The sequence below is a fragment of the Longimicrobium sp. genome, assembly GCF_036554565.1.
Lineage (GTDB): Bacteria > Gemmatimonadota > Gemmatimonadetes > Longimicrobiales > Longimicrobiaceae > Longimicrobium.
Genome location: NZ_DATBNB010000491.1, coordinates 1 through 2,360 on the forward strand (window position 1 = coordinate 1; position 2,360 = coordinate 2,360).

The 2,360-nt window shown below is 69.9% G+C and carries 4 protein-coding genes; 3 read left to right on the forward strand and 1 reads right to left on the reverse strand.

Going from position 1 to position 2,360, the window contains the following annotated elements:
• The coding region (locus VIB55_RS13465; RefSeq protein WP_349263027.1) for an FKBP-type peptidyl-prolyl cis-trans isomerase at positions 1–161 on the reverse strand (161 nt) is incomplete at its 3' end.
• Between the two features lie 342 nt (positions 162–503).
• Between VIB55_RS13465 and VIB55_RS13470 the strand changes: the two genes are divergently transcribed.
• The 3 genes from VIB55_RS13470 to VIB55_RS13480 form a co-directional block, all read left to right on the forward strand.
• Positions 504–740 carry a hypothetical protein gene (locus VIB55_RS13470; protein ID WP_331877171.1) on the forward strand — a complete coding sequence of 79 codons (237 nt, stop codon included), beginning with the start codon at positions 504–506 and terminating at the stop codon, positions 738–740.
• Between the two features lie 181 nt (positions 741–921).
• The gene (locus tag VIB55_RS13475; protein ID WP_331877172.1) at positions 922–1,473 is read left to right on the forward strand and encodes a YybH family protein; all 552 of its coding nucleotides are present in this window, start codon (positions 922–924) and stop codon (positions 1,471–1,473) included.
• Positions 1,474–1,478: 5 nt separating this feature from the next.
• A partial coding sequence (locus VIB55_RS13480; RefSeq protein ID WP_331877173.1) for a glycosyl hydrolase occupies positions 1,479–2,360 on the forward strand: 882 nt, incomplete at its 3' end.

Consider the following 2,360-nt stretch of genomic DNA (forward strand, 5'->3'; position numbering starts at 1 on the left):
GCCATGCCCGTGACGCCCTGGTCGAACCCGGCGATCACCTGCCCGCCGCCGATGGTGAACTCCAGCGGCTCGCGCCCTTCCGAGCTGTCGAACACGCTGCCGTCGTCCAGCGTGCCCTTGTAATGAACGCGGACCGTGTCCCCGCGCTTCGCTTCGGCCATCGCTCAGATCTCCTGGTGTGAAACCGCGCAGGCCTCTCCCGGATGGAAGTCCCGCATCACGGCAAGGTGGCAAGATCGCCGCCCCTCCGCCAGCAGCAGTTTGGCCGGACGGCGGTTCGCGGCAGCCGTTCACTGAACCGCGGAACGTTCAGTGAACGCGCTCACCCGCACTCTCGCGGATGGCCGAAACGCGCCTCCGCTGCTCGTAAACCCGCGTGCCGTGCAGACTTGCGATATCTCCGAACCCAACGGGGCAGCCGGGCACCGCCCGTGCCTTCTCACGGACCCGACCACGATCGCCGGGCGATGAGCCCGGACCACACTCCACACGGAGCTTACCCCATGAAGGCTCGCATTCTTCCCGTCTTCGCGCTGGTGCTCCTGGCTGCCTGCCCGAGCGCCGACAACGGGAACACCGAGGCGCCGGCCGACAGCACCCACGCGGTGGCGCCGCCCGAGCAGGCGACGGTGCCCCCCGCCGCCGACACGAGCGTGCCCAGCGCATCGCCGGCCGGTGACAGCGTCGCCGCCGACCTCTCGGCGACGGGTTCGGTGGGCACCTCGTCCGACAAGCAGTAACACGTCCTCCCCTCTCCGCACAGCAGTCCCGTGCTGATCGAGGCCAACGCGCGGGGGCGGCCGGATGGACCGGCCGCCCCCGCATGCGTTCCGCAGGCCGCTCGCTGCGTTGTGGCCTGACTGGCACACTCCTCGCCTCCCCCACCGCCCCAACGAAAACCCGGGAATCCTGGCGAGGGCCATGTCCAAGTACCTTCACACTCTGCTGATCGCCGCGGCTGTCCTGGCGCTGGCGCCCGCACGCGCGGCGGCCCAGGAAAGCTTCGTCCACGTAGCGGTCAGCCCCAACGCCGACACCGCGTTCCTGGCGCGCGCCGACACGTCGGCCGTTCACGCCCTGCACATGGTGCTGCGCGACCGGCAGCGCTGGGGAAAGCCCGACGCCGACGTCTCGTCGCTGGCGCCGTTCTTTGCCGAAGACGCCCTGCTGCTGGGGCGCTTCGGCGAAATCTACCGTGGCCGCGACGAGATCCTCCGCTTCTTCCAGCGGATGCTGGGATTCGGGGAGATCCAGAACATGCGCCTCACCCTGGGCGCCAAGGACGGATTGATCTATGTCACGGGGCGCTACCGCCACCTGATCCACCGTGCCGACGGCCGCGGCCGCTTCTACGAAGACCTGGGCAGCTACGCCTGGGTGTGGGAGCGCCAGCGCGACGGCCAGTGGCGCATCCAATCCATGATGATGATCCCGGAGCCCAATCCCGGCAGTCCCGCGAACCCGTACCAGTAGGCGCAGTGCAGATCATGAGAGTGATTTCCATCGTCGCGGCGGTCCTCTGCCTCGCCTCGTCCGCCGCGGCCCAGGCACGGACGGGAGCCGGCCCCCTGGCGAACAACGCCGCCGATCCCATTCGCGAGGCCGCCCGGCGTTCTCCCGAGGTCACGGGGCGCACCCCGGACCCGGCGTCGCTCCCCGGGCCGGTGTTCGCGCCGGGCGGGAGGCCGTTCTTCAGCGGCGTGTTCCTGGGCGACGACGCCAGCAAGGCGGAAGTCATCGAGCAGTCCATCCGCGACTTCACCAACATGGTGGGCAAACGGCCCGCGCTGGTGAAGACCTTCCACGCCTTCAACGCTGATTTCTCGGCCAACGGGTGGGCGGGGCGCCTGCTGCGCAGCGTGCAGCGCACCGGGGCGACCAACTACATCGCCCTGGCGCCCGCGTGGACCTCGGAGGTGCCCACCGACAGCGTGCTGCGGGCCATCCTCGTCGGCAGCGGCGACGACGAGCTTCGCCGCATTGCCCGCGAGGTCAAGGCGTTCGGCGGGCTGGTGCTGATTGAGCCGGGATGGGAGATGAACGGCCGCTGGGGCTACCGCTGGCAGGGGGTCGACAACGGGCTGGCCGCCACGGCGCCCGCGAGGTACGTGGAGGCGTGGAGGCGGGTGGTGGACATCTTCGTTCGCGAGGGCGCCACCAACGTGCGCTGGGTGTTCAACCCCAACACCGGCAACCCCGTGCTGGGCGGCGCGCCCGGCCCGGCGCACTGGAACTGGTGGGGGCACTACTATCCCGGCGACGACTACGTGGACTACGTGGGGTTCCACGGCTTCAACGGCCCGTCCGTCTGGTTCCACCGGTGGATGCCATTCGCCGACCTGTTCAGCGGCGACCAGGCA

What these genes read in the sequence shown, in the direction of transcription:
- VIB55_RS13470 (WP_331877171.1), top strand. Translation starts at nt 504, where the DNA reads ATGAAGGCTCGCATTCTTCCCGTCTTCGCGCTGGTGCTCCTGGCTGCC.
- VIB55_RS13475 (WP_331877172.1), top strand. Translation starts at nt 922, where the DNA reads ATGTCCAAGTACCTTCACACTCTGCTGATCGCCGCGGCTGTCCTGGCG.